The organism is Neobacillus sp. S1227, assembly GCF_055385255.1.
Genome location: NZ_AP038276.1, coordinates 3905937 through 3931076, shown reverse-complemented (window position 1 = coordinate 3931076; position 25140 = coordinate 3905937). Strand labels below are relative to the sequence as shown.

Below are 25140 nucleotides of genomic sequence, written 5' to 3'. Positions count from 1 at the left end.
ACCAAAACGGAAAAAACTCTCCGGTCTATCCGGAGAGTTTTTTTATTCTGCCTTCTTTGCTAGGCAGCGGTCGCATTCCATTAAGTAAGATTCAGCTTGTTCCTCCATATGCTGACCGCATTCAGGACATTCTTTTTTAGGAAGGTTACGGAAAAATTCAACAGGGCTCATTAACATATTAAGCATCTCCTTTATAGTACAGTCGTAAGATATTACTTTTTGTTATAGTACAGTATGATTAAAAATAAAAGCTTACCCTTTTTTATTCTGCTTTTTTAGATAAACAGCGATCACATTCCATTAGGTAAGACTCAGCTTGCTCCTCCATATGCTGACCGCATTCAGGACATTCTTTTTTAGGGAGGTTACGGAAAAATTCAACAGGGCTCATTAACATTATTAAGCATCTCCTTTGTAATACAGTTATTTGATAATGATGTTTGTTGTAGTACAGATTAGTCAAAAATAAAAGCTTACTTTTTTTATTCTGCTTTTTTAGATAAACAACGATCACATTCCATTAGGTAAGACTCAGCTTGTTCCTCCATATGCTGACCACACTCAGGGCATTCCTTTTTAGGAAGATTACGAAAAAATTCAACCGGACTCATTAACATTTTATAACTCCTCCTTTATTAATACAGTTTATTTTTATCCCTCTTGTTATAGTACAGTATAAACAAAAAATAAAAAAATGTGTAGCCTTTTTTTAAAAAAAGTTAAAATTTTTTAATAATAAGCTTTTATCCCGGCAAGGCAGGTTTATTAATGTTCATTCATGGAGGATATAATTTAGGGCAAATTAAACAAAAATTTATCTTTCCTAACATTTCGCTTTCCATTACAATCATAGTAGTAATAGGTATATTAATGGGGGAATGCAAGTTAATGAATGAATTTTTAGGAGATTTTCATCCTTATCTTTTTATCATTGCTATTGGACTTACCTTTATGGCTTCCTATACGGCATTAGACATGTTTTCATTAATCTGGTCCTCAGATCGAAATAAAAGGTTGCTGTATATAGGCGGCACACTATCGATGGGAATTGGAGTATGGGTAACTAATTTTATTGGGTTATTAACAACTAATAGTACGCTGTTTGCTAATTACCATATTCCATTAACAATTCTCTCCATATTTATTGGAGTAGCCTTTACCGGAATGGCGTTTTTTCCGCTGTTTGGAAAAGAAATTAAAATGTCGCATCTGCTTGCTGGCAGTTCATTACTAACCTTAGCTGTTTTTTCTATCCATATAATAGGGATTTATTCTATGAATGTGACAATTAAATATCATTTCCTTTTATTTGCTTTTTCTGGACTATTAATGTTTGCAGCCTTTTTATTTTCATTTTGGATTTTGTTTTCAGTAAAGAATATTCCTACTGAAAATCAGGTCTGGCTAAAGCCAGTTAGTTCGATTATTTTAACTGCCGCGATTGCCGAAGGACATATTTTATTAAAGAAATCGACACTATTTATCACGGATAACAATACAGTTAGTTCTGCACCAGATAGTTTGTTTTTTACCTATTTGGTGCTGTTTGTTTCAATCCTAATAATGGCGGGACTGATTGTTTCAAGTACCTTAATTAGCAAACAGCTAGCCGCATCAGATTTCAACCTAAAGGAGTCCATTAAAGAAGTAAAAGATATAACCTTTGCTTTAAATCAATCATCCATTGTAGCGATAACCAATGCAAAAGGGATTATTACATTTGTTAATGAAAAATTCAGTGAAATATCGAAATACAACCGGGATGAATTGATTGGCCAAGATCACCGCATCTTAAATTCCGGCTACCATTCAAAAGACTTTTTTAAAGATCTATGGAAAACAATTGGAAATGGTGATGTTTGGCACGGGGAAATTTGCAACCGAGCCAAGGATGGAGGCCTATATTGGGTAGATACAACGATTGTTCCCTTTCTAAATAGTCACGGGAAGCCGTATCAATATGTCGCGATTCGGACGGATATTTCAGACCGGAAACGTGCCGAGGATCATTTAAAAGAAACAATGAAGGAAAATACTGATATTAAATTTGCTTTGGATCAGTCTTCAATTGTTGCCTTTACGGATTCACGGGGGAAAATTACCCGCGTAAATGACAAGTTTTGTGAGATATCCAAATACAGCCGTGATGAGATTCTCGGAAAGGATCATAATATCTTAAATTCTGGTTACCATTCCAGTGACTTCTTTAAAAACCTATGGAAAACGATTGGGGAAGGAAAAGTTTGGAAAGGGGAAATCCGCAATAAAGCAAAGGATGGAACTTTTTATTGGGTTGATACCACAATCGTTCCATTTCTCAATGACCAAGGCAAGCCATATCAGTATTTGGCGATCCGCAATGATATAACAGAACGGAAGAAGACAGAAGAAGTCCTCCACCGGCAGGATAAGCTTGCGGCGGTTGGCCAATTAGCTGCAGGCGTTGCCCATGAAATCCGCAACCCGCTGACATCTATGAAAGGTTACACTGAATTCTTACAGCTAGATGAGCAAGACCCTGAGCGCCTCGAATTTTTGAATATTATTTTAGATGAGATAGAGCGCGTCAATACCATAGTCGAAGACTTCATGGTCCTTGCTAAACCTAAGGCAGTGGAATTGGAAGAAAAGAATGTCGTTCCGGTCATCAGAAATGTGGTTTCGCTGCTTGAGTTTGAGGCGAGGAAAAAACACGTCAAGCTGCATTTTAACTGCAATCAGGAATTAATCCAGATAGAATGTGACGAAAACCGTTTGAAGCAGGTTTTTTTAAACTTTATAAAAAATGGTATAGAGGCCATGCCGAATGGCGGGGATTTGCATGTTAAAACGATCATTCATGAGAATAATGTGCAAATCTCTATTCAAGATACCGGTGTTGGCATTCCAAAAGAAAAGCTGAAGAAGCTTGGAGAACCATTTTTCACTACCAAGAAAAATGGCAATGGACTAGGGTTAATGGTCAGCTTTAAAATTATCGAAAGCCATAACGGGAAAGTATTTGTAGAAAGTGAACCAAATAAGGGAACAACCTTCAATATTCTATTGCCTGCAAAAACAGCCTAAAACGGAAGAACTATTCTTCCGTTTTTCTTTTTTATAAAATAGACAAAATTTTTCGCGAAAAATGAAGCCGTAAATGTAATAATTAGATTAATATGATTATATAGATAGTTAAATTATTACAGGGAGGGAGCATTTTGGGTGAAGCAAATTTAGTAAAGACAATTTGCGGATATTGCGGTACGGGCTGCGGATTAGTCCTAGAGGTTCAGGATAATAAAATTGTCAAAATCCGCGGTGACAAGGAAGCACCTGTAAACAAAGGACAAACCTGTGTCAAAGGTGCATTTGCTTATGAGTATGTACATGCCAAAAACCGGCTGACAGTTCCTTTGATAAGAAGGGCCGGGGAGCTGGTGGAAACATCTTGGGAAGAAGCTTATCAATTTATAGCAAGCAAACTTTCCGACATAAAAAGCAGGTGGGGATCAAATGCAATCAGCATGTTCGCCTGTGCGAGAAGCACAAACGAATCAAATTATATAACGCAAAAATTTATGCGGACGGTTATTGGCAGTAACAATATTGACGGCTGCAACCGAACGTGACATGCACCAAGCGTTGCCGGTCTGGCAACTATTTTTGGAAGCGGTTTCCCCACAAACACTTTGGAGGATTTCGACAAAGCAGAGGTATTACTACTGATGGGTTCTAACACGACGGAGGCACACCCGATTATCGCTAATCGCATGAAAAAAGCAGCAAAAGCCGGCCTCAAAATCATCGTCATCGACCCAAGAAAAATAGAAATGACAAAAGTTGCTCACCGCCACTTGCAAATCAATGTAGGCACTGATATTGCCCTTATTAATTCCTTGATTCGTGTAATTCTAAAGGAAGGTCTTTATAATCAAAAATTTATTGATCAATTTACAATTGATTTTGAAAAGCTGACAAATCAGGTTGAGCTATTTACACCTGAATATGCGGCCAAGATCACAGGTCTTGCTGCGGAAGAGATTGTGGCCACTGCTAGGGAGTATGCCAATGCAAGCGGTTCGATGATTGCTTATACATTGGGAATTACTGAACATCACTGTGGAGTGAACAATGTCTTTGACATTGCCAATCTTGCCCTTTTAACTGGAAACATTGGAAAGCCAGGCTCCGGAATTATGCCGCTAAGAGGACAAAATAATGTTCAAGGTGCCGGTGATATGGGCTGTCTTCCAAATCAATTGGCAGGAGCAATGAGTTTAAGTAATGATGATTACAGGGCCCGTTATGAAAAGGAATGGAATACTACTCTAAATCCTCAGGCGGGCGACACTCAAACCAGAACCTTTGATAGGCTTGAGATGGGAGAACTAAAAGGACTTTATATTATTGGAGAAAATCCACTTCTCGCCGATGTAGATATGAACCATACAAAAACATTGTTCAAAAAGCTGGATTTATTAATCGTTCAGGACATTTTTCTAACCGAAACCGCGAAAATGGCTGATGTTGTGCTCCCTGCCCGTTCCTGGGGTGAAGTCGAAGGGACTTACACAAACACCGACCGGCGGATCCAACGAGTACGTAAAGCTGTCGAGCCAGGTCCGAATACAAAGGAAGATTGGGTCATTCTTTGCGAGCTTGCGACATTGATGGGTTATCCGATGCATTATAACAACAGCGAAGAAATTTGGGATGAAGTTAGGAAAATCGCATGGGAAATGTACGGGGGCATTTCGTATGAGCGGCTGGAGAAGGAGTACAGCATTCATTACCCTTGTCCAGATGAAAACCACTCAGGTACATTTATTATGCATGAAAGGTTCCATCAAAACGAAGCGTCTTCTAAAAAAGCTCCTTTTGTGCCTGTAGATTATACACCGCCTATGGAGCCGCCGGATGAAGAGTATCCCTTTACGTTGACGACAGGAAGACGTTATGAGTCATACAACACGCATACACAGACTCGGCATTATGCTGCGGGAGTGAAAATAAAACAGACAGAAGAGACTGTTGATATCCATCCTGAAGACGCCAATTCCCTAGGAATAGTGGATGGGGAAGTCGTCCAAGTCCGCTCACGAAGAGGAGAACTTCAAGTAAAAGCCAAAATTACCGAACAGGTTGTACCAGGGCTTGTCTTTATGAGTTTCCACTGGAGCGAAACACCAACTAACGTATTAACTTTAAATGAATATGATCCGATTTCGGGAACAGCTGAATATAAAGCTTGTGCAGTATCGATTGAGCGGATAAGCTAAAAACAATAAAGAATAGTGGAAATTGGCATTCCACTATTCTTTTTTATTTCCTTTAACCCCAAATCTTAGGCAGGATGGAAGTTTCTGATGCGTTAGAAATGCTATTGTAATCTAACTGCCATTCTTGTTAATGAATTAACATCTCCCTGTTCTTTTTTTGATAAAAAACCATGTTAAGATTACCTTAGACATGCTTCGGTGGGAACATAGGAGGTAGTTAAATGATTTTTAAAATAAAAACATTCATTGCAGCTATAGGATTATCAGCGGGTTTTGGGGTGCATGCACATGCTTCAGCATTAGCAGTTCCTCAAGTGGACTCCTTGAAAGAACAGCCGGAAATGAATATTACAAATGTGCAAACTTTTGAAGATTGGATGAAAATTTCAACTCTAAAAGATATTCCAATGTTACAAAGTGAAAAACAATTGATTATTAATAAAACTGATACTATCTGGGACAGTGCAAAATACATCCAGGAAACAGTCGCTAAAGCAAATGAAACGATTATTAGTCCGGAAATCCAAATTGTTACTCCAAAAGTGGCGGAGAACAATGAGCAGAAACTAGAAACTGCTGCACCAATTCAAGACAAACCTGAAATAGCCGTTAGCCAGCAGGATGACAGTAAACCACAGGAACAGCCTGTTGTCGAAAATAAGGAATCTGTCGTAACGCCTGACAATAACAATCAAAATAATAAAACCATCGAAGCTGCTACAAATGATAATAATAACAACAATAACATCGACGCACAGCCGGTTGAAAATCAAAATCAACCAAAAGAGATTACTGTAGCCGCCACTGCTTATACAGCTTCATGTGAAGGCTGCTCTGGCATTACCAAAACAGGAATAAATATTAAAGCTAACCCAAATGCAAAAGTGATTGCGGTAGATCCGGCAGTTATACCACTTGGAAGCAAGGTATATGTTGAAGGATACGGTGAAGCTGTTGCAGGTGATATTGGCGGGGGAATTAATGGACATGAAATTGATGTGTTTATCCCTTCAGAACAAGATGCACTTAACTGGGGACGAAAAACAATTACAGTCAAAATATTAAACTAAAACAAGCCTGATCAAAATCCGGCCTGTCAAATTGTCGAGAATGGGTATTTTTCTCGGCAATTTTTTTTATTAATTGATTGTTTCTGCTAATGGGCCTGTTGATTTCCGCTCCGGGCACTCGCTTTCCGCGGGGAGGTCCTTGAGCGCTAATCAACAGACTTGTCGAAAAGCCTAATATAAATTAATGCGGTGAATCGTTAAATAAAAATTAGTAAATAAAAGGCAGTCGAAAGTTTCCCGACAGCCTGACAAGCCGGACGATTATCCGGCTTGTTTTGCTAGTTCTTGGGTTTTTGCAACAGTAGCTTTTCTTTGATAGTAGTACCAGTTTAAAGCGAATGAAATAGCATAAAATCCAATAAAGAAATAAAAAGCTGTTAGTGGCGTTCCAGTAGCCTTAACAGACCAGCCGAACAGTTTTGGAATTAAGAATGATCCGTAGGCGGCAAACGCTGCTGAAAAGCCTATAACTGGTGCCGCTTCCTTTGGTATGAAAATGTTCGGAATCATTTGGAAAGTAGAACCTGAGCCAATCCCAGATGCAAGGAACAGAATTAAGAATGAAATTAAAAATCCTGCAAAATGTTTAGCATTAAGGAAATAGATTACTCCAATAGCACCGATTGTCATAACGACAAATACATAGGCTGTAACTTTTGCACCTCCCATTTTATCTGCAATCCACCCGCCTACAGGTCTTGCGGCAGCCGCTACAAGAGCGCCAAGGAAAGCAAGAGAAATGTATTCAGGGAACTGTGATTTTAATAATAATGGGAATGCTGCTGAATATCCTATGAAAGATCCGAATGTGCCGATATAAAGAATGGTCATAATCCATGTGTGTTTCCGCTTAACGATCACAAATTGATCTGCTACTGATTGTTTTGCTCCTGGAACGTTATCCATTTTAAATGCCGCAAGTAATGTTACAATCACAATAGGGATAACCCAAATAAACGCTGCATTTTGTAACCAAACTTCTTGACCGTTAGATAAAACCTGCTTACCTCCAATTAAGGCAAATGTTCCAGATGTAATGACTAATGGAGTGATAAATTGAACCACTGAAACCCCCATATTTCCTAAGCCGCCGTTAATTCCAAGAGCAGTACCTTTTTCACTCTTTGGAAAGAAAAAGCTGATATTGGCACTTGATGATGAGAAATTACCGCCGCCTAGACCGCAAAGTGCTGCAAGGAGAAGCATTACAGAGTAAGGTGTTTCCGGATTTTGAACTGCAAAGCCGATCCCGATAGCTGGTATCGCTAAAATGGCAGTTGAAATAACCGTCCAGTTTTTCCCACCTATCGTTCCGACTGCAAATGTATAAACAAAGCGAAGAGTTGCTCCGACAAGACCCGGGATAGCCGCTAAAGTAAAGAGCTGTTCCTCCGTAAAGTTAAAGCCAATATCATTTAAGCGAATGGCCACCACTGACCAAATTTGCCAAACGATGAAGGCAAGCATTAATGATGGGACAGATATCCATAGATTTCTTTTTGCGTGTTTTTTTCCTTCCGCTTTCCAGAACTTTTCGTCTTCTGGGTTCCAATACGTTATTCGAGCCATTTTTATCTCCTCCAATGTGGATTTCTATTTTTAAAATGTTAGTTTTGTTGTTTACAATGTTAATATAAACCAAAGGATAAAATGATTTTTGTGACGAACGTCACAAAAGTAGTGAAGGAACTGTGAACTCGATTAAGTTGACAAAAAGTTGTAAAAAATTTACCCTGTTGCCGAAAAGAAAGAGACCTTCTTAAACGAAGGTCTCTCAGACTGTCGACAAATTCGAAAAACTTCGGGTTTGCCGGCAGTCTTTTTTGTATAATTAAGGTATCGAGATTTTTATGGGGTGAATGAAATGCTAACTAAAAATACACAGATGAACCGTGACCAAATAGAAATGATAGCTTTAGAACAACTTGTACCTGCGAACCATCTGGTTCGTAAGATTGAAGCTGCTATCGACTTTTCTTTTATCTATTCACTTGTTCAAGATATGTATTCATCTGAACGAGGACGTCCGAGTATTGATCCTGTTGTATTGATTAAGATGGCTTTCATCCAATATACCTTCGGTATTCGCTCAATGCGTCAGACAATAACTGAAATCGAAACGAATATGGCATATCGCTGGTTTCTGGGCTTTGGTTTTTATGATAAGGTACCTCACTTCTCGACGTTTGGTAAAAACTACGAGCGCCGCTTTAAAGATACAGATTTATTTGAACAGATTTTCTATCGTATTTTGAAGGAAGCCTCAGACAAGAAATTGATTAGTAGCGAGCACGTATTTATTGATTCTACACATGTTAAGGCAAGCGCTAATAAGCATAAATTTGAGAAAAAAGTAGTTCGAAAAGAATCAAAAGCTTATGAAGCACGTCTACAAGACGAGATTAATAAAGACCGCGAAGATCACGGAAAAAGGCCATTTCCTCCAGATAAATTTGATAAAGAGGAAAATAAAGAAATCAAGGAAAGTACTACTGATCCGGAAAGTGGTTATTACGTGAAAGATGAGCGAACAAAACAGTTTGCTTACTCATTACACGCTGCTTCTGATCAAAATGGTTTTGTTTTAGGTGCAATTGTAACTCCAGGTAATATCCATGATAGTGTCATTTTTGAACCACTCCTTGAAAAGGTAATTGAAAAGCATGGAAAACCTGAAGCTGTTGCTGCTGACGCCGGATATAAAACACCTGCTATTGCTCAATACTTATTTGAAAACGATATGATCCCAGCTTTACCTTATACTCGCCCACGTACGAAGGATGGTTATATAAGAAAGCATGAATATGTATATGATGAATACTACGATTGTTATATCTGTCCGCAAGGACAAGTATTAAAATATGCAACCACGACCAAGGAAGGTTACCGTCAATACTTCTCTAATCCGATTGAGTGTAAAAATTGCCCATTACTTTCACAGTGCACGCAGAGTAAGGAACATAAAAAACTAATTCAGCGTCATGTGTGGGAGAACTATTTAGAAGAAGCCGATCATCTTCGTCACACACAAGAAAATAAAACCATTTATGCAAGACGTAAAGAAACGATTGAGCGTGTCTTTGCGGATGCAAAGGAGAAGCATGGTATGCGTTGGACAACCCTAAGGGGCCTTAAAAAATTGTCCATGCAGGCGATGCTTACTTTTGCTGCCATGAATTTAAAAAAGATGGCCAACTGGACATGGAAAGGTCCAGAAATGGCGTAACAATAGGCATAGGATAGGCATAAATTTTGCTCTTACGAGCAAAAAATCCTACAAAAAGGCATCCGAATGGGATCATTCGAATGCCTTTTGTCTACAATCTGAGAGACCTTCTTAAACGAAGGTCTCTTCAGCTTGTTAACTTTACGCACTTTCCTCTTTAAACATCCCAACGTAATTTTGGGTTTCACCTACATCATCTTTAATCGCTGTTATAGTCAGCCATTCCTTATAAATCTCATTATTTTTACGCTTATTCCAAATGTACCCTTCCCAGTAACCTGTCGATGAAAGGCTCGCCCACATTTGTTTGTAAAATTCGTTGTTATGCTCCCCGGATTGCAAGACGCTTGGGGTCTTACCAACTACTTCCTCCTGTTTAAAGCCAGTAATTTTCGTGAAAGCCGGATTCACTCTTTGAATGATTCCATTTGGATCAGTGACACAAATTCCATCGACTGCATGGTTCACGATTTGTGCAGAAATATCAAGTTTTTCATGGTAGTAAAGCCATACGACGATGACCAGACTGGCCAATGAAAATTCAGAAAGGGCCATAAATCCAATAGCATAATGGCCTGTAAGATTAAAGAGAATGGTTAGAATAACTGGAGGAAAAAATCCTCCAAGGCCTCCCATCGCAGAAACAATTCCGTTGACAATTCCTGCATGCTTTGAAAAATAGAGAGGAACCAGTTTAAAAATAGCCCCATTTCCAATTCCAGCAAAGAAAGCAACCAATAAACAGCCAAAAGAATAAATGGGCAGGGATGGTGTAAACGACAATAAAAAGCCGGCGAATGTAAGGCTGAAGAAAACTGTTGCAAGAATCAAAAAAGGATTTACTTTATCCCCTAACCATCCGCCGACTGGACGGAAAAGAGTAGCCAAAGCAATAAATCCTGCAGTACGTAAACCTGCGTCCACCTTCGATAACTCAAAGTGATTCACTAAAAAGGACGGCAGATAAATCGTAAAGGCCACAAAAGATCCAAAGGTTATAAAATAAAACAAGCTTAAAAACCAAAGCTTCGGATTTCGATAAACTTTATTAATTTGTTCCGATAATGGAAGGTTAACCTTTTGTTCCTCACGGTCACCAAAAAGGAAATTTAATAGGGCGAAAATAATCACAATGATTAGGTATATTTGTATCGTTGTTCTCCAGCCAAACTCATCGGCCAGTACTGGTGCGAGGAAGGAAGTAACAGCTGTACCGATATTGCCTGCACCGTATATACCATTAATAAAACCATGCTTTGTTTTGGCATAATATTTTGGGAGAGAGGTTACCCCGATGGAAAATATCGCCCCGCCAATCCCCAGCACAAATCCGCCTGCAATTAACATAAACATGGAATTGGCATAGCTGATGATGGCAATCGGTAACAGGAGAAGTAGAAAACTGATTGAAAATAATATTCTGGCTCCAAACCGATTAGTCCAATAGCCGATTGGAACTCTAAGGAGAGACCCTAGGATAACAGGTACAGCTGTGGCCCAGGCAATTTCCGTTGAAGAAAGTTTAATATCTGCCCTAATAAAAGGCATTAATGAAGAAATGAGCACCCAAACCATAAACCCGGCGATTAGGCTTCCTGTTTGTAAAAATAGCTGCTTTGTTCCTTGATTCATTTATATTCCTCCTCTGCATTGCAATAAATTAAAAATAAAACTTCCTAATTTATTTCATGCACCACCAACAATTTATTTCCTCCGAAGCATTATATTACATAAAACTGTCACATTCTGTGAGGAATGGCACATAAATGTTGGAAAGTTGTTGAATAAATTTGAAAATTCACCAGTATCAGCCAATGTTATAAGATGGGAAGAACGATAGTATGTCAATAGAAAATTAATAAATAATGGACGGGATGGAAAATATATGAAAGGGATTTTCGACTTTTATGCATTTTAAAGTAAGAAGGTGAGAAAGGAATGAATGAAGCGAAAAAAAGACTTTATCTTGACCCGCCACAAATACTTCGATGGGTGAATTTCATTGTTAAACAAGTTATGTAGACGCCCCAATTGTCACATTAACAGTTTGTACATTAATAGTATTGGGCGGAATTGGCTTCATCGTTATGAAAGAGCTTTACGATTATCGACTCTCCAAGAAGTTGTCCCTGCATAAAAAGATTGTTCTTGTTACCACCATTTTTTTAGTGGCACTTGGAACAATAGGAACTTTCTTCCTTGCCTTCCTTTCCGATATCCAAAAGACAAAATCATGATTGGCTAAACTGATAGCGAGGAGGATACTTCAAAACATGGAAGATCAATTTGCAGTTATTGGATTAGGCAGATTTGGACTAAGCATTGCCAATAAGTTATATGAATCCGGAAAAGATGTGCTCGGTGTCGATGTAAACGAGGAAAGGGCAGATGAGGCTCAAAGCTATGTAACCCATTCCGTTATCGCAGATTCGACCGATCCAGAAGCGTTAAAGTCGATTGGAATTCGTAATTTTGATACCGTTATCGTCGCAATTGGCAATGATATTCAGGCCAGTATCTTAAGTGTTTTGCTACTTAAGGAATTAGGAGTAAAAAAAGTTATTGCCAAAGCCTTAAATAAATTACATGGGCAAGTTTTAAAAAAGGTTGGCGCAGATTGGGTTGTCTTTCCGGAGCGGGATATGGGAATAAGAGTTGCCCATCAGTTGATATCCCCAAAGGTGCTGAACTTTATTGAATTGTCCAAGGATTACAGGGTTGAAGAAGTAAAAATACCGGAAAAAATGACGAATAAAACCTTAAGAGAACTCGATTTGCGTGCCAAGTATAATCTTAGTGTCATCGCAATTCGCCACCATAACGATATTTTTATCTCCCCTTCACCAGATAAAATCATAGACCATGGTGATGTTCTAGTGGTTATTGGAGAAAACCGAGACCTTGAGCGATTTGCTAATCTCGAATAATCTAAGTCCCCCCATTTGAATAGGGGGATTTTATTTGCGAAAATATAATTATGTTGAGAGGAGAGATCGAGATGAAATTTACTGATTTAGAAACCACAAAAGAACGGCTGGAATTAATGAAAACATTAGCAACTCGTTTCCAATTGAGAGCCCACAAGGTAGATGTGGAGGGTGGGTTTCCTTTTGATAATATTCAAGATCTGAAAGACACAGGATATACCACATTAACCGTACCTAAAAAATATGGCGGCAAGGGAATCTCTCTTTACGAAATGATTAAACTCCAAGAACTGATTGCTGAAGGGGATGGTTCAACGGCCCTGGCGATTGGCTGGCATATGGGCATTATTTATAATTTGGACGAAAAAAATTCATGGAAGGAACATATATTCAAATTTTTATGTGAACAGGTAAAGGCAGGCTCGTTAATTAACAGCGCAGCCACTGAACCAAAAACAGGCAGCCCGACACGCGGCGGCAGACCGGAGACAACGGCAGAACAAAAGAGCGGCAGGTGGATTCTCAATGGCAGGAAAACCTTTACCACCATGTCTCCAGTTCTTGATTATTTTATTGTCAGTGCAAGTCTAAAGGATACTGATGAATTTGCAAATTTTCTTATTCCTCGGTCTGCTGAAGGATTGAAAATCGAGGAAACCTGGGACGTTATAGCCATGAGGGGTACGGGAAGCCATGATTTGGTATTGGAGGATGTCATTATTCCAAGCGAGTATATGGTCGAGCCAATTAAACCGGGTAAAAAGGGGGCGATGGGGTGGCTCCTTCATATTCCGGCCTGCTATTTAGGAATTGCAAAAGCGGCGAAAAGATATGCCGTAAATTTTGCCAAAGAATATTCACCAAATAGCATCCAGGGGACAATTATTGATTTGCCAAATGTTCAGCAAAAAATTGGAGAAATGGAATTGAAAATCTTGCAGGCGGAATTTTTCCTATATGGGGCCGCTAAACAATGGGATGAATCAACTGAGGAAGAAAGAGAAAAACTCGCCCCAGTATTGGGAGCCGCCAAATTAACTGTGACAAATTCCGCCATTTCCATCGTTGACCTTGCAATGAGAATAGTCGGAGCAAAAAGTCTTTCATCACAAAACCCGCTTCAGCGATATTACCGTGACGTTAGGGCAGGGCTCCATAATCCGCCAATGGATGATATGACCATCCAGCTGCTGGCAAAGAATAGTATTATCAATAACTAACCTGTAGAAACCAACAGGCCAATTAGAGTACTACCAAAAAAAGTGTAAGGCAGGAACTAACTTTCCTGCCTTACACCATGTCCTCATTTTCCTTTTCAAGATCTGCCGGCTGCGGCTGTGCTTGTTGAGTAATTGTTCCTAGAACCTCCCTATCAAATTCACCTGGGTCTTTTCCCGCACCCGGGGCAATATTAGCCATAGGCAGTTGTTCCAATTCTTTCCCTCGAGGCATTTATAATCATTCCTTTATTTATAAAGTAATTAAGAAATATTTTACTCTTCGATAAGCTGGCTGATTTCCACAGTTGTTCTTTCTTCGAGCGGCCCGCGCAAATGGACGGTCGCAGTTCTCCCATCCTCATTTAACTGGTCAATCCATACTGATGCACCATTGTATTTAACCACGATATCAGCGGATGAAGATAGGATTTGTTTTACCCTATTGACATTCATTACTTTCACTCCTCCATTAATAATCATTTTAGTCTGTGATGAACGAAGTGATTTTATGCAATGTAACCGCTTTCTTCTATTATATATAGAAAGGGTCTATAAAAGATAAGACTAAAATCCGATTGCACACCAAGATTCGAATGTATATGCTATTTAGAAACACTACAGGAAAGCAGGAAAGAAAAATAAGGCTGTCCCAAAAAATAAATTAATAAGAAAATGCTGAAACTAAATTTAATTTAAAACGTCTTATATTATTGAGTTTGAAAATAGTCATGTCCAACTATCTTATAGCATAAGAATAAAGGGACATTCAGCAACAAGTTATGTTTTTCTTTTTATAGAAAATATGATATAGTTATTGAGGTTCGTTTACCGAAGTTAAATTTGGTAAGTGAGAGGAGAAGTTTTAAAAATGATTAAGGAAAGACTTTTAAAAAAAGTAAACAAAAGTCATATTACACTTTACGTTATTGCAGTTGTTTTATTTTGGCTAAAAACCTATGCTGCATATCAAATTGAATTTAATTTAGGAATTGATAACAGCCTGCAAGAATTTTTATTATTTATCAATCCATTGAGTTCGGCGCTATTCTTTTTTGGAATTGCCTTGCTCTTTAAAAAGCGTACTAAGCTTGTTATGATTATCACAAATTTTATATTGTCATTTTTACTTTACGCAAACATTGCTTATTATCGCTTTTTTAATGACTTTATAACCGTACCTGTTTTAATGCAGACGAAAACAAATGCCGGACAATTGGGTGACAGTGCTCTCTCACTCATGTCCCCGCTAGATATTTTTTATTTTACTGACTTCTTTATTTTGATCGCCCTTGCTTTAACCGTGTTCAAACAAGTGACAGTTACGAACAGGAAGTCATTTAAAATCGTTCTTTTGTTTTCGATTACGACATTTTTGTTTAACCTTGGTCTAGCGGAAAAGGACCGTCCACAGCTATTGACTCGTTCTTTTGACCGAAATTATTTAGTGAAATATCTTGGTGCCTATAACTTCACGATTTATGATGTCATTCAAAATATTAAATCATCGAGTCAAAGAGCACTTGCAAATTCAACGGACGTTACTGCGGTCGAAAACTATGTTAAAGCGAATCATGCTGCGCCAAATCCTGATTATTTTGGTAAGGCCAAAGGAATGAATGTGATAACTATTTCAATGGAATCATTTCAATCCTTTATGATTGATTACAAGATGCCGGATGGTCAGGAAGTTACACCGTTTCTTAATTCATTGACACATGATCAGAATACATTTTATTTTGAAAACTTTTTCCATCAAACTGGGCAGGGGAAAACCTCGGATGCCGAGTTTTTAATGGAAAACTCATTATACCCAATGGCTCAAGGTGCTGTGTTTGTCAACAAAGCCCAAAACACTTATCAGGCTATGCCGGCCATTTTAAAAGGGAACGGCTATAATTCCGCTGTCTTCCATGGCAACTATAAAACATTCTGGAATCGGAATGTAATGTATAAGGCTTTAGGGTATGATCAGTTTTTTGATGCGGAATATTACAACATGACTGATGAAAACACGAAAAACTATGGTTTAAAGGATAAACCGTTCTTTGCTGAGTCTATGCCAATGCTAAAGAGCTTAAAACAGCCATTCTATACAAAATTTATTACCTTATCAAACCATTTTCCTTTTGAAATGGATCCGGAGGACACAGACTTCCCTGCCGGTAATACTGAAGATACGGTCGTAAATCAATATTTTCAATCTGCACATTATATGGATCAGGCATTGGAACAGTTCTTTAATGATTTAAAGGCTTCAGGTTTATATGATAATACAATGGTTGTTATGTATGGTGACCATTATGGCATTTCCGAAAACCACAACGATGCCATGGCACAAGTACTGGGAGTAGATGAAATTACTCCTGCAATTAATGCTAAATTACAGCGCGTACCTTTATTTATCCATGTACCAGGAGTACAAGGCGGGATTCAAAAGCAATTCGGCGGCGAAGTAGATGTTCGTCCGACTGTTCTTCACTTGCTTGGTATTGATACGAAGGACTACCTAGAGTTTGGTTCAGATTTACTGTCGCCAAATCATCGTAATTGGGCTTTATTCAGGAATGGGGATTTTGTATCCTCAGATGTTATTCAAGTAAAAGACAAATGCTATTCAACTGAAACAGGTGAGCTTTTAGAGAATTCAGAGGCCTGCAAGGATATTGCAGACAAGGTTAGCTCAGAACTGCAAATGTCTGATGAGGTTGTCTACAAAGACCTGCTTCGTTTTTATCAGCCGGAAGGATATACGTCAATCAATCCTAACGACTATGAATACTTGGGACCTAAGACAGGCAAGACGTCCAAAACAACTGAAAGCAACTAAAACCGAGGGAAGATGAAAATCTTCCCTCTTTTTTTATTGTTTTAAAAACCTTTGAAAAAAATGTTGAAAAATCTTAATAATAGTGTAAAATTTCACTATATAGGAAATAAATGTATTTTATGGGAAAAATGTTCATTAATGGAGAAGGTGATGAAATGGAGCCGAACAAAAGAGAAGAAAGGCGAAAAATTTTTCGCCAGGAGCTTTTCACTCTTCGAGAAGAAGGATACCTTTCTGAGGCAATCGTCGAAACGGTCGCAAATGCACACCATCAATACCATTTGGATTTATTGGAACAAGACAAAATACCAAATCAAGTTGAAAAAGCGGTGCCTGTTAACAAAACCGCATCACCGAAACCAAAAAAGATTAAAAAGGTGCTGACACCGGAAGAGATCCGTGAGAAGAATATCACTTGGTCATTAAACATTGGAGTTATCTTTTTGTTGATTGGCGGATTATTTGTTGCCACAAGCAAGTGGGAATCCATGACAAGTGTGATGAGAAGCGGTTCCATTGCAGTGGTTGTATTATTGTTTTTTGGAATCGCCATGCTTGCTCAAAAAGTACTGAAGATTAAAAAAACAGCGTTTGCCTTTATTGTTCTTGGGAGTTTATTTCTGCCTATTTTTATCATATCTCTAGGATGGTTTGGACTATTAGGCGGGTATTTATCCATCAATGGAGAAGGCAGATATTTGCTTGGTATGCTGGGGAGTATTGTTCCGGTTGTTGTTTATCTCCATTTTGCAAAAAAATTGAGATCTAGACTGTTCGTTTGGTTTTCCTATATATCGGTTTCTGCTGGTGCTGCTTTTTTGCTGTCAGGACTAAAACTAAAAGTCGACTTCTTTTATTTTGGGATGATGCTTTTTAGTGCTGTTCTTATTTTTATTTATCACAAATATAAAGGCATAGAAACCTATAAATTGTTTACCAAAGAATTTGCGCCCTTTATACAGGTCAATCTCGTTCTTTGCACCTTATTCATGCTGTTTTTATATGACAATGAAGTTCTCTATAGTTTTAACCTGCTTTTGACAGCTGTGGTTTATTTATCGATGATGTATGTAAGTGGTAGAAAGGAATATCATTTCGTATTTAGCGTAATGATTGTTTATGGGGCATATCAGTTGATCGAAAACAGCTTCCTGGACTACTTTGGAGAAATTGTCTATGCCTTAATCGGTTTTGGCTTTGTGTTTATTCCAAAAGCGTTAAATAATAAGTTTCTACTTGATCGGGTATTTCAATATACAAGTGCCGTTATCTCTGGTTTTGCTTTTATTTATATTAGCTTGGAAGGCATTTTACTCCGCTCTGGAAGCCCCTCTATTGTTTTGATGTTTGCTTATTTTATCATAGCAGCAAACTTTATTTATTTATCTCATAGCAGCGGAAAAAAACTGTTTCCATATTTAAGTTCAGCTTTCATGGCATCAGGTCTTTATGAGGCGATCCATTTAGTCTTATGGAAAATCGAAGGTATTGATACTTCACTCTCAATATTTTGCAGTGGATTCCTCCTGTTCACTTTAATAGGAGTAGGAAGATTTAAATGGCTATCTAAAATTCATAAAAGTTCTAAGGATGTTGGATTGGCGATTATTGCCGCTAGCTTAATCACCGCAATTCTGTTTAACCAATGGTGGGAGCTTGGGGTTATGCTGCTTCTAACGGTTTTGGTCACTTATTTGATTTTGAAGAACGAAGCAGGCGTTATTTTTAAGGAGATGGCTCTCTGGAGTCTGCCCGTTTCGCTTGGTTTTTCAGCGATAAGCTTTGGACAGGAATTAAATATACGATATCAATATTATTCAGTTGATTTTGGAAATGCAGTCAATTTTGCGGCGGGTGCCATTTTAGTGTTGTTGTCAGCCGTACTTTGGAATAAGCGGAGTGAAAAAAAGTTAAGCAATACTTCCCTTTATTCATCATCCTGCATTTATGCGATTGCCATTGCCCATGCATTATTTGGGCAAGTTAACCCGCTATGGGTACAGCCGCTAATTATTACAATCGGTGCAGCACTTTACTTCTACCTATATAAAAGGATTGGGACGGATTGGGCACCGTTTCTTGTGAGCATCAACACAATGCTAGTTTATTTTTCGGCCATCCATTCTGTTTCCCTGAAGGTTGATTTGGGCCGCCTTACGAGCTCCTTGATGGCTGTAACAAGTGCTGTTTTCTTGCTGGGGATCGCTTTCTTAACTAGGAAAATGGACTCCGTCTTGTCATCTGCCTTTGTTTGGACGGGGCATATCTTGTATCCGATTGTGCTGGCATCTACGTTGTTTTTTTATCACACGGATGCACTTTATAATTTTGCCATTTCATTGCTTGTATACGGTCTGAGTACAAATATGGCAAAAAATGAATGGAGTATCAAAATATTCCTTTACGGTGCTTTTACTTCATTATTTTTACTAATCTCAACCGGGATGGATAAATGGCTGGATTCTGTTGTGGGATTGTATGAATTCCCAATTACAGCTGCTTTCATTTTTATATTCTCCTTACTGGTCAATGATGAATATAAAAAGAGAACCGCCTGCTACTTGATTCCATTCGCTATTTTCGGAATTGGCTGTCTCCTTTGGACGTATCCGTTTAACTTGCAGCCTTATATCGTGATGATTGCTTTCACTACGGTCACATTACTTTATTTGCATAAAATAAAATGGGATGTACTTGGTATCATTCCGTTGTTTTTCTTGTTTGCGGCAACGGCACAAATTGCTTATTTAGGTGACCTGACATCTGTCCAATATTTGCTCCTTTCAGGCGGGTTGGGGATTTCGATGTCGGCAATCGGCCATAAGGTATACGAACAGCTGATCAGCAAGGGAACAAATCTTATTACTATCAGAATAGATGGGTATACCATTATTTCCTTTTTGTTTTTTGTGATGATGTACTTCTTTATGGATGAATCACTATGGAGTCACGCTCTCCCAGGCATATTGATTGCCGGTAACTTTTTCTTGCAAAGAAAAAGAGTACCAGCAGCTATCTCAGTGTTTTTCGGGATAGCCGCCCTCGCCTATTTATTGCAGCCGTACTATGCCATTATTGGGCTTGTCGATATTCCTCTTTTATGGGAGAGGGAAGTCCAGGTGCTGCCTTTCATTGTCCTAGTGATATTCACTCGCCGACTATTAAAAGGCAAGTACACACAAATAACTAAATCGATTCAATGGACATCCCTTATCGTTGTTTCACTATTATTAATCCAGGACGGGCTGGCAAGCAATACTATTTATGATGCCATCATTCTGGGTTCACTTTCCTTACTGTCCATGCTTGCAGGAATGTATTTGCAAATAAAAGCGTACTTTTTTACTGGTGCAGGTGTGTTACTTCTGAATGTATTTTTGCAGACAAGACCTTATTGGGGGAATATGCCATGGTGGACTTATCTGTTACTCGCCGGACTTATTCTGATTACTGCAGCCAGCTTTAACGAATGGAATAAACAAAAACTCCTGAAAGGGGAAACGACTTTTATTACTATTTTAAAGGAAAAGACAATTGATCGAATCAAGAGATGGGATTAACCAGTCTGAAATTTATCTATTTTTCTTGAAAAATACCATAAAGTCTGTTATTATAGTGTTAACTTAATATTTGTCATTTAGGAGGAGTCTGTCACTTAGGGATATCTATGCCCTTTGTTGACAGGCTTTTTTTGTCTTCATTTGTAAAGAGTCTGTTTGTAAAATTCAGACTCTTTTTTTATTTTTTAGAAGGAAAGGTGATTTTGATGGAGTTATTATTTCAATTGGCGGTTATATTAATTGCCTCCAAAATAGCGGGAGATATCAGTGTCAGACTGGGCCAGCCATCTGTGTTGGGAAAACTGGTTATCGGTATTATTTTGGGACCTGCTGTTTTGGGGCTTGTAGAAGAAACAACGACATTAGAACAGATCAGCCAAATAGGAGTCATTTTGTTAATGTTCATTGCCGGCATGGAGACAGATTTGGATGAATTTAAGCGTTCAGGAAAAGCTGCTACATTTGTGGGTTTAAGCGGAATAATTGTTCCTTTGGCGGTCGGTTTTTTGGCCGGAATTCTTATGAATATGACCACGATTGAAGCCTTATTTTTAGGGCTGCTACTTTCTGCTACAAGTGTCAGTATTTCTGTCCAGGCGCTTAAAGAGTTAAATAAAATGCAGTCAAAAGAGGGAGCAGCAATTCTTGGGGCAGCAGTCATCGATGATGTTGTGGTTATTATTGCCCTGGCGTTTTTAATGAGCATGGCCGGCGGCGATGTGAATTTAAGCATGGTTATAATTAAAAAGGTCCTCTTTTTCGGTGGTGCCATTTTAGCTGCTTGGAAGCTTGTTCCATGGATTTTAAAAAAGTTTGCCCCATTAAAGGTTACCGAGTCAGTCATTTCAGCGGCATTAATTATTTGTTTTCTTTATGCCTATTTAGCTGAGGTAACTGGTGTAGCAGCCATTATTGGAGCGTATATTGCGGGTGTGGCGATCAGTTTAACAGACTTCAAAAAGGAAGTCTTTGAAAAAGTGGAAACAATCGGCTATTCCATTTTTGTTCCAGTTTTCTTTACATCGATTGGTATAAAGGCTAGCTTCGAAGGCCTTGGGCAAAATATTGGGCTTATTATTGTCCTTAGTATAATTGCTATTTTAACAAAACTTATTGGTGCAGCTGCGGGCGCTAAAATGGCCCGTTTCTCATGGAACAGTTCACTTGGAATAGGTGCAGCCATGGTTTCACGAGGTGAGGTTGCTTTGATTCTTGCCACAATTGGAATAGACTCAAAATTAATCAGCCAACAGCTATTCTCCATCCTAGTAATTGTTGTTCTTGTGACGACAATTGTAACTCCACCGATGATGAAGTTTTTCTTTCAACGGGGCGTCAAGCAAAATGCAATGAAGAGTACAGCATAAAGGAAGCGGCTGCCCTCCAGGGGCAGCCGCTTGCCGTATCAGCTGACAGATTTTAATGGACTTGACAGTTTATTGTCAGGTGTCTTTTTGCCACAATTCCGCAATCCCATTATAAATCTTGTTGTAAATATTAAGGCTGCACCAATTATGAAAACACCACATAATGCTCCAACCTGGTCGGAACCGGTCCATTCTGGTAAATGTTCGGCCCATCTTCTTGGTGCGCTGTTTTTTCCGGCATAGAGGAAGGAACCAGTCAGGCCTGTAAAGAAGATAAAATAAGTGGCAATAGCCAATTTATCAAGTTCTGTTTGTTTTTGCCTACCTTCTGTTTTATTGAAGTAATACATAAAGCCGAAAATCATCGCGATAACGCCCATTCCCATATAGGTATGGAAATGGCCTGGAACCCATTTAGTATTGTGCATTACATGGTTAACGACAATGGTTGCATCAATGATAGCTGGTACAGCGCCAGCCACCCAGCCAAACATCGCTATGAACATCATGCTTGAGGCAAAATCCCATTTCACACTAGAGCGGAAAATAATCATTAAGGCGCCATAGGCTGTTACAACCATGACAGGAAGGCCGTTTGCATAGGAAAATACTTGCCCGATTATCAGCATCCATCGCGGTACGGCAAAGTCCATTAACAGATGGTGAGTATAAATCATAAGTGTGAATAAGGTAGAGAAGTTCCAAGCAATCAAAAAGGCTTTATTTGATTTCCATGGACGTCCTGTATATTCCTGCAGGATTTCATAAACCGCAATTACAGCCATATAAATTGTACAGTTAGCGAAAATATGCCCAAACGCATAGGTTAAATGCTTGGCAAGCATCGGATTAAAGGTGAAATCTGGATTAATAATGTTGATGATTGATTCCATTAGTGCAGTAGCACCAGCAAGAATCCCAACTGAATTGGCGATAATTACCATGGTTGTTGCCACAACTGCCGCTGGCGGACCATATCCTTGTTTCCCTCTAAAGATATAATCCCAGCCCAGCGATTTTCCTAAGCCGCCGTATTCCTTGATAAGTCTAGCTGCCAAATAGAAATACATAACAAGGTAGCCGACACCAAGAATTAGAAGTCCAAACAGGAACAACAATGCGCCAGTCATCCCTTTAAATTTTGCTGAAAATGATGGAAGAGGATACAGAAATGTCCATCCATCTGAAAAGTTAAATCCGAAAATAGCAGTCAGAATTAAAACAACACCAATTAAAGACAAGGCCAAATTGGCAAAAAAGACTTTATGATTTAATTGGATATATTTTGATAGAAAGTACCACATGATGGCACTGCCGCCCAATGCAGCAATTCCAATCATTCCTGTTCCATGAATAGTCATCACCTTATAGAACAATTCCGGTGAAATTTTAACAACATTTCCTTGGTTCAACAGCATAATTACGCCGAAAATCATCATCAGAACCAGTACAATAGAGGTAACCACTAACGAAAAAACCACGCCTTTTTTAATAGATTTACGTGCATTGTTACTCATATTTGGTTACCTCCTTTTGGCTTGACGACAATATCCTTGATCATGACATGATGTCCGGTACTGCAATATTCCAAGCATAATATTTTGTAGGTGCCCGGTTTTGTAAATGTTATCTCCATTACATTGGTATATTCAGGCATTGCCTGCGTCTGGGCAATTAATTTCATTTTTGGATCATATAGTCCAAATCCATGGGTTACATCCTTGCTAGTGACACGAAACTGAACTGGTTCGCCAACTACAAAGTGGTCATCACTTAGTTCCCAGGAAAATTGCATCCCCGTAACATCCACAATCTTGTTGGTTGTATCTGCTTTGGCATGCTGGGCATGATAAGGCATTTTACTTAATGACAGGGCAGTAGCAAACCCCATCACAGCAACAAGCCCTAAAAAATAGAACTTCCGGATTTTGTAGCCTTTCTCTTGAATAGGCCCATACTCTCGTTGTTTCCTCGACTCCCCATAAACGAAAGAAAAAGCAAGTGCAATGAGGAAAACAAAGAACAGTGTAGCGTACCATGCAATTGATTGGTACATGAAATCCCCTCCCAATATTGTTTCAAAAAACAAGTCATCCCCCAACAACTTGTTTATTCCTTTTACATTTTAATGTCCTTCTTGTGACAAAATAGTGAAAAAAATCATACATTCTAGTAAAACTGAAAATTTTCCTATTTTAAATAACTTTTTTCAATAAAAACAGGAAAGTACCCCCAAGATTTACATAATGTATTCGAATAGTTTAGTAAATTACTATACTCGGGAGGTTAGATGATGGGAACCTTATTGATTGACATTGACAAATTACTAGAAGCTACTTCAGATCTAACATCTGAGAAAAATATTGGAAAACTGAAACCGGTAGAAATTGACAAGTTGCTTGACAGTACAAAAGATTGGTGAAAATTAGATCCTAGTTCCTCCGAATACTTTTTATAGATTTGCCTTCCATTATTGGAAGGTTTTTTTTTTTGAAAAAAGCACTAAAATTGTGGAACTCTTTCGATTTGCCGCTTTAAAGCAAAAAATAAATTTTGAATTTTCTATTGCTTTTGTACTAAAAAAATACTAGAATAATTTTTAATATAATAAATTTTTAGAAAAATAATTAGGGGGATTACTCTATGAAGAAAAAAGTCAAAGGCCTTTCCATTGCTTTAGCCGGAATGCTGCTTCTTGCCGGCTGTGGAAGCAAGGAAACTTCCAGCGAATCAGAAAAAGGCGGGGCAGATAAAGAATTTAAAGTCGGAATCAGCCAGTTTGCACCGCACCCCTCATTAGATGCAGCAACAGAAGGCTTTAAGAAGGCCTTAGCAGACAAAGGAATCAAAGTGAAATTTGACGAACAAAATGCTCAAGCAGATATGAACAACACCCAAACAATTGCTAAGAATTTCGTAGGTGACAAGGTTGATTTAATCTTTGCAAATGCTACTCCAAGTGCTACAGCAGCTTTGAATGCAACAAAAGACATTCCAATTATTTTCACATCTGTAACTGATCCAGTTGGCGCAGGCTTAGTTAAAGCTTTTGACCAGCCAGGAAAAAATATTACAGGAACAACTGATAATCATCCAGAAGCAACAAAGAAAACAATAAATTTCATTACAGATGAAGTAAAAGCCAAGAATGTTGGCGTCATTTATAACTCCGGGGAGCAAAATTCCGAAGTTCAAGTGAAAGAGGTTAAGAAATTAGTAGAAGAGAAGGGTGCTAAACTTGTAGAAGTTTCTGTGGCCAATACTTCTGAAGTGAAACAGGCTGCTGAATCGTTGGTGGGCCGTGTCGATGCCATTTATATTCCAACTGATAACACAGTCGTTACTGCACTTGATTCTGTTATTGCAGTCGCCAACAGCAAAAAGATTCCTCTGTTTGTCGGTGAACTTGATTCTATGAAAAAGGGTGCCGTTGCAGCAACCGGATTCAATTATTTTGACATTGGGTATCAATCTGGATTAATGGCTGCTGACATTTTATCCGGAAAGAAAAAAACTTCCGAAATTCCGGTTGAGCTGCCGAAGACTCTAAAATTGGTCATTAATAAAAAAGCTGCTGAAGCTCAAGGTCTTGAAGTAAAAGAAGAATGGAGCAAGCTTGGCGAGTTTTATGACGGGAAATAGAAAAGCGGAAGCGCCTTGTTTAGTGGCGACAGGCATAAGT

Annotated in this window: 21 protein-coding genes; 12 read left to right on the top strand and 9 right to left on the bottom strand. The window is 38.6% G+C overall.

Annotation, left to right across the window (positions count from 1 at the left end):
- Positions 1 to 42: 42 nt before the first annotated feature.
- From yhfH (ACZ5AE_RS19600) to yhfH (ACZ5AE_RS19590), 3 genes are all read right to left on the bottom strand, one after another.
- On the bottom strand, positions 43 to 177 hold the full coding sequence (gene yhfH, locus ACZ5AE_RS19600) for a protein YhfH (RefSeq protein ID WP_464566261.1): 135 nt from the start codon (positions 175 to 177) through the stop codon (positions 43 to 45).
- 85 nt (positions 178 to 262) lie between these two features.
- Positions 263 to 397 carry a protein YhfH gene (gene yhfH / locus ACZ5AE_RS19595; protein WP_213120552.1) on the bottom strand — a complete coding sequence of 45 codons (135 nt, stop codon included), beginning with the start codon at positions 395 to 397 and terminating at the stop codon, positions 263 to 265.
- An 85-nt stretch (positions 398 to 482) separates the two neighbouring features.
- Positions 483 to 617: a protein YhfH gene (yhfH, locus tag ACZ5AE_RS19590; RefSeq protein WP_213120552.1), complete on the bottom strand. Its 135-nt coding sequence runs from the start codon at positions 615 to 617 to the stop codon at positions 483 to 485.
- Positions 618 to 888: 271 nt separating this feature from the next.
- Between yhfH (ACZ5AE_RS19590) and ACZ5AE_RS19585 the strand changes: the two genes are divergently transcribed.
- The 3 genes from ACZ5AE_RS19585 to ACZ5AE_RS19575 all read left to right on the top strand — a co-directional run bounded on the left by ACZ5AE_RS19585 (position 889) and on the right by ACZ5AE_RS19575 (position 6331).
- Entirely contained in the window at positions 889 to 3066 is a 2178-nt protein-coding gene (locus ACZ5AE_RS19585) for a PAS domain-containing protein (protein WP_464566260.1), read from the top strand.
- 134 nt (positions 3067 to 3200) lie between these two features.
- On the top strand, positions 3201 to 5261 hold the full coding sequence (fdhF, locus tag ACZ5AE_RS19580) for a formate dehydrogenase subunit alpha (protein WP_464566259.1): 2061 nt from the start codon (positions 3201 to 3203) through the stop codon (positions 5259 to 5261).
- A 221-nt stretch (positions 5262 to 5482) separates the two neighbouring features.
- Positions 5483 to 6331, top strand: a complete 849-nt coding sequence (locus ACZ5AE_RS19575) for a 3D domain-containing protein (RefSeq protein WP_464566258.1) — start codon at positions 5483 to 5485, stop codon at positions 6329 to 6331.
- A 261-nt stretch (positions 6332 to 6592) separates the two neighbouring features.
- Here ACZ5AE_RS19575 and ACZ5AE_RS19570 read toward each other — a convergent pair whose 3' ends face one another.
- On the bottom strand, positions 6593 to 7900 hold the full coding sequence (locus ACZ5AE_RS19570; RefSeq protein ID WP_464566257.1) for a NarK family nitrate/nitrite MFS transporter: 1308 nt from the start codon (positions 7898 to 7900) through the stop codon (positions 6593 to 6595).
- Between the two features lie 295 nt (positions 7901 to 8195).
- On the opposite strand from ACZ5AE_RS19570, the gene ACZ5AE_RS19565 reads away from it, so the two are divergent.
- Complete coding sequence (locus tag ACZ5AE_RS19565) at positions 8196 to 9557, top strand: IS1182 family transposase (RefSeq protein ID WP_464566256.1); 1362 nt, start codon at positions 8196 to 8198, stop codon at positions 9555 to 9557.
- Between the two features lie 141 nt (positions 9558 to 9698).
- Here ACZ5AE_RS19565 and ACZ5AE_RS19560 read toward each other — a convergent pair whose 3' ends face one another.
- On the bottom strand, positions 9699 to 11189 hold the full coding sequence (locus ACZ5AE_RS19560) for a nitrate/nitrite transporter (RefSeq protein WP_464566255.1): 1491 nt from the start codon (positions 11187 to 11189) through the stop codon (positions 9699 to 9701).
- 455 nt (positions 11190 to 11644) lie between these two features.
- On the opposite strand from ACZ5AE_RS19560, the gene ACZ5AE_RS19555 reads away from it, so the two are divergent.
- The 3 genes from ACZ5AE_RS19555 (at position 11645) to ACZ5AE_RS19545 (ending at position 13704) form a co-directional block, all read left to right on the top strand.
- A complete protein-coding gene (locus ACZ5AE_RS19555) occupies positions 11645 to 11794 on the top strand; it encodes a hypothetical protein (RefSeq protein ID WP_464566254.1) in 150 nt (49 codons plus the stop codon).
- A gap of 36 nt (positions 11795 to 11830) precedes the next feature.
- Positions 11831 to 12484 carry a potassium channel family protein gene (locus tag ACZ5AE_RS19550; protein WP_464566253.1) on the top strand — a complete coding sequence of 218 codons (654 nt, stop codon included), beginning with the start codon at positions 11831 to 11833 and terminating at the stop codon, positions 12482 to 12484.
- Between the two features lie 71 nt (positions 12485 to 12555).
- Positions 12556 to 13704: an acyl-CoA dehydrogenase family protein gene (locus ACZ5AE_RS19545; protein WP_464566252.1), complete on the top strand. Its 1149-nt coding sequence runs from the start codon at positions 12556 to 12558 to the stop codon at positions 13702 to 13704.
- 70 nt (positions 13705 to 13774) lie between these two features.
- Here ACZ5AE_RS19545 and ACZ5AE_RS19540 read toward each other — a convergent pair whose 3' ends face one another.
- A complete protein-coding gene (locus ACZ5AE_RS19540; protein WP_464566251.1) occupies positions 13775 to 13936 on the bottom strand; it encodes a hypothetical protein in 162 nt (53 codons plus the stop codon).
- Positions 13937 to 13977: 41 nt separating this feature from the next.
- A complete protein-coding gene (locus ACZ5AE_RS19535) occupies positions 13978 to 14157 on the bottom strand; it encodes a small, acid-soluble spore protein, H family (protein ID WP_464566250.1) in 180 nt (59 codons plus the stop codon).
- 415 nt (positions 14158 to 14572) lie between these two features.
- Between ACZ5AE_RS19535 and ltaS the strand changes: the two genes are divergently transcribed.
- The 3 genes from ltaS (at position 14573) to ACZ5AE_RS19520 (ending at position 21458) form a co-directional block, all read left to right on the top strand.
- Positions 14573 to 16531, top strand: coding sequence for a lipoteichoic acid synthase (gene ltaS / locus ACZ5AE_RS19530; RefSeq protein ID WP_464566249.1), 1959 nt, complete (start codon positions 14573 to 14575; stop codon positions 16529 to 16531).
- Positions 16532 to 16686: 155 nt separating this feature from the next.
- Positions 16687 to 20091 carry a hypothetical protein gene (locus ACZ5AE_RS19525; protein WP_464566248.1) on the top strand — a complete coding sequence of 1135 codons (3405 nt, stop codon included), beginning with the start codon at positions 16687 to 16689 and terminating at the stop codon, positions 20089 to 20091.
- Between the two features lie 206 nt (positions 20092 to 20297).
- On the top strand, positions 20298 to 21458 hold the full coding sequence (locus tag ACZ5AE_RS19520) for a cation:proton antiporter (protein ID WP_464573674.1): 1161 nt from the start codon (positions 20298 to 20300) through the stop codon (positions 21456 to 21458).
- Positions 21459 to 21496: 38 nt separating this feature from the next.
- Here ACZ5AE_RS19520 and ACZ5AE_RS19515 read toward each other — a convergent pair whose 3' ends face one another.
- Together ACZ5AE_RS19515 and ACZ5AE_RS19510 are read right to left on the bottom strand one after the other, a co-directional pair.
- On the bottom strand, positions 21497 to 22975 hold the full coding sequence (locus ACZ5AE_RS19515) for a cbb3-type cytochrome c oxidase subunit I (protein ID WP_464566247.1): 1479 nt from the start codon (positions 22973 to 22975) through the stop codon (positions 21497 to 21499).
- The gene (locus ACZ5AE_RS19510; protein ID WP_464566246.1) at positions 22972 to 23514 is read right to left on the bottom strand and encodes a cupredoxin domain-containing protein; all 543 of its coding nucleotides are present in this window, start codon (positions 23512 to 23514) and stop codon (positions 22972 to 22974) included. The genes ACZ5AE_RS19515 and ACZ5AE_RS19510 overlap by 4 nt, the downstream gene beginning before the upstream one ends.
- A gap of 234 nt (positions 23515 to 23748) precedes the next feature.
- Between ACZ5AE_RS19510 and ACZ5AE_RS19505 the strand changes: the two genes are divergently transcribed.
- Positions 23749 to 23880: a hypothetical protein gene (locus ACZ5AE_RS19505; RefSeq protein WP_464566245.1), complete on the top strand. Its 132-nt coding sequence runs from the start codon at positions 23749 to 23751 to the stop codon at positions 23878 to 23880.
- Between the two features lie 221 nt (positions 23881 to 24101).
- Positions 24102 to 25100: an ABC transporter substrate-binding protein gene (locus ACZ5AE_RS19500; protein WP_464566244.1), complete on the top strand. Its 999-nt coding sequence runs from the start codon at positions 24102 to 24104 to the stop codon at positions 25098 to 25100.
- Positions 25101 to 25140 lie beyond the last annotated feature (40 nt).